This window comes from Neisseria sp. HMSC058F07 (assembly GCF_001810035.1).
Taxonomy (GTDB): domain Bacteria; phylum Pseudomonadota; class Gammaproteobacteria; order Burkholderiales; family Neisseriaceae; genus Neisseria; species Neisseria perflava.
The window spans coordinates 19,642-22,759 of record NZ_KV799671.1; the positions used below are offsets into that span (position 1 = coordinate 19,642).

The 3,118-nt window shown below is 45.4% G+C and carries 3 protein-coding genes; 2 read left to right on the top strand and 1 reads right to left on the bottom strand.

Annotation, left to right across the window (positions count from 1 at the left end; translation table 11 throughout):
* Positions 1–591: IS1595 family transposase (locus HMPREF2696_RS02255; protein ID WP_070587637.1), on the bottom strand; the 591-nt coding region annotated here is incomplete at its 3' end.
* A gap of 441 nt (positions 592–1,032) precedes the next feature.
* On the opposite strand from HMPREF2696_RS02255, the gene HMPREF2696_RS02260 reads away from it, so the two are divergent.
* The gene (locus HMPREF2696_RS02260) at positions 1,033–2,631 is read left to right on the top strand and encodes a PEP/pyruvate-binding domain-containing protein (RefSeq protein ID WP_249967825.1); all 1,599 of its coding nucleotides are present in this window, start codon (positions 1,033–1,035) and stop codon (positions 2,629–2,631) included.
* Positions 2,632–2,722: 91 nt separating this feature from the next.
* A partial coding sequence (locus HMPREF2696_RS02265; RefSeq protein ID WP_141746346.1) for a histidine phosphatase family protein occupies positions 2,723–3,118 on the top strand: 396 nt, incomplete at its 3' end.

The window sequence follows — 3,118 nt, forward strand, 5'->3', positions numbered from 1 at the left end:
AAATTCGCATTCTTTCAAGAACAGCGGGAAGGATTTGCGATCAATTCCGTTGTATTTACGCAAGACGCGTTTTGCCTGATTCCAAAAATTCTCAATGTCGTTAATGTGGTTCTGACGGTCTGCAAATTCCTTGGAATGGTTGATACGGTAATGGATAAAACCGCTTACGTCCAGCTTGTCATAGCTGCTCAGGCTATCCGTGTAAACAATGCTGTCCGGCATGATTTTCTGTTTGATAACAGGCATCAAAGTATCAGATTTGGCATTATCTACGACAACGGTATAGACCCGTCCGTTGCGTTTCAGAATGCCGAAGACAACCACTTTTCCTGCCGCACCGCGACCACGTCTGCCTTTACGCCGTCCGCCGAAATAGCTTTCGTCCAACTCGACAGGGCCCTCAAAAACCTCATCGGCAACCAAGGCCAGATAATGGCGGATAACCATACGAATTTTGCAGTAGAACAGAATAGCGGAGTTGGGCTGAATGCCCAAAATATCGGCAGCGGAACGGGCGGTAACTTGGAGTACAAAAAATTCAAGTAGTTTCTTTTGAACTCTCTTGCTTAATTTACAATTGGTTATCTGCATTTTCGTAGCCTAGCATAACCGCTAATCTACGTCAGCCCCTAGATTTTTACCATAGGTATATTTCTTTTCATCTGATTTAGATAACCGATAACATCATGAAGCCTGCTTTTTACCTCCCAATATTGTTTTTACTTTCAGCGTGCCGTCCTGAAGCTGAGACAGCCGACATGGCTGCACCAACGGCGCGTAAGCCTTCTTAATTACGAGTCTGAAAAGCGTCAAACTGTAGCCACCCCAGTTAAAACACAAATTCCTGCATTATCTGCAATCAAAAACCAAGCTGATTTTGACTTACTGTCGCGTATTTATGAGCAAGGTAGTGAATATGAAATTCCTCATATCCTTTTCCTCATCGATCGTGAAAATAATAACCGTACAGACTACATCAATACTCCCAAATTTCGGCTGCATGAGCACTATCTGGCTACCATCTTGAAACCCATGCTGTCAAAAACTGAATTGAATCAACAATACCGTAGTCCTAACCGGCGTTATCTGTTGGGTACTATCAGTTGGCAGAATAGTACTCAAGAATATGTTTATGAGTTTTGGGAAGGAGACAAAATCACACCTGAATTGTTGAAATTGGCGGCAGGCCGTCTGAAAGACAGTTTCTACGCTCCGTTGCGTTATAAAACCAATTCTTTATGGCAGGAAACCGTTGCCGAGCAAAGCAAAGTTCCTTTTATTACCCAAGAAAGTTTGATTAAGAATTTCCCATACCTGCCTCTAAACCAAGGTAAAGCGATAGGCACATTACGCGTTATTGCCAAAGAAGATGATCTTTATAATGTCGGCGCCGACAATATTATTATTTTGAAAGAGGTTCCCCTAGAGCTGCCACCTGTGGCGGGGATTATCAGTGAGAAATCATCTACTGCACTATCGCATGTGAATGTATTGGCACGCGGCTGGGGGATTCCCAATATTTACCTTAAAGACGCAGAAAAAATCCTAGCCCCATATATTGGCCGTCATATCGAATTTGAAGCGACTGCTAAGCAATACCGAATTGTCCGAACCAACCGGAACACTACCAGCAAAAGCTTTTCAGACGGCCTTACCCTGCCCCAACCTGATGTTTCCGGTTACAACCTTCGGGCCTTGGCAAACCTGCGCCGTGATGACAGCCGTTACTGCGGCAGTAAGGCTGCCAACCTCGGCCATATCCGCGCCCATATTGCAGGCAGTAATGTACCTGATGGATTCTGCATTCCGTTTGCCTACTATCAAGCCATGATGGATAGGCTGGGCATTAATGCAACAACACTGGCCCAAATCGAAATACAAAGTGATGGAGACAACCGCAAGCGCCGCACTGCTTTACTTACACTGCAGAAAAAAATTACAGATGCTGAAATCCCGTCGGAATGGAAACACAGATGGGCTGAGCAATGGCGCAATCAATTAAACAGCAAAGGCGTGTTTGTCCGCAGCTCCTCTAATTCCGAAGACCTGCCCAATTTCAGCGGCGCAGGGCTGTACACCACCGTGCCAAATGTTACCGATGAAAACGCATTGGCCGAAGCAGTGAAGCAATCTTGGGCTTCTGTTTTCAATTACAGCGCATATGAAGCCCGTCGTATTGCCGGATTGCCTCACGATAGCGTGAAAATGAGTGTCTTTGTGCAACAAAGCATCAATGCAGATCTCTCCGGCGTACTGGTTACCATCAATCCCTATGATATTGCTCAGAAAAACAGCTCCTACATTGCCGCCAAACGCGGGTTGGGTATTCGTGTCGTTGAGGGCAAACGGATAGCTGAACAGGTAGTCTATAACCGTCGCAATGATTCTGTACAACGTCTCAGCTCCTCTAATGAAACCACAGCGTTGCAACTGGATAAAAATGGCGGAGTACGAGAAGTGCCTGTAACCAGTGGCAACGTGATGAATCAAGAACAAATACGTCGCCTTGACCAAACCGGCCAACAAATCAAACAGCTATTTGCTAATGGTGAACAAGATATCGAATGGGCGTTTGACAAGGGTAAGCTTGTTATCCTCCAGGCACGACCGTACCTAAACGGCACACGTTAAAGTAAAAAGGCCGTCTGAAATTATTGTTTCAGACGGCCTTTGCATCATAAGTTAGTTATACCCTATACTTCCCGATCTCCAAGGAACTATGATGTCAAAACAACTCACTTTTTATTTTATTCGCCATGGCCGTACCCAATGGAACGAACAAGGGCTTTTGCAGGGATCCGGTAATTCACCACTGACCGAACAAGGGATTACAGGAGCTCAGAAAACCGGGGTGGCGCTACAACAAGTAGAATTTACCGCTGCTTATTCCAGTATTTTACAACGCGCCATTGATACGGCTGGCCATATTATCGGTCAGCGTCCTATTCCTCTTTTTCAGCACCGTGGACTAAATGAGCAATCATTTGGAAGTTGGGAAGGCATGCAGATCACTGACCTGCGGAAGCTAGCCGAATTCAAACAACTGACCAATGACCCGGCAGCTTATAAAGCATTAAGCAATGGTGGCGAAACCTTTGAACAATTAGCAGTACGTGCA

Bases quoted from the DNA above. Each gene is read 5' to 3' on its own strand.
- HMPREF2696_RS02260 (WP_249967825.1), top strand. From the start codon at position 1,033: ATGCTGTCAAAAACTGAATTGAATCAACAATACCGTAGTCCTAACCGG.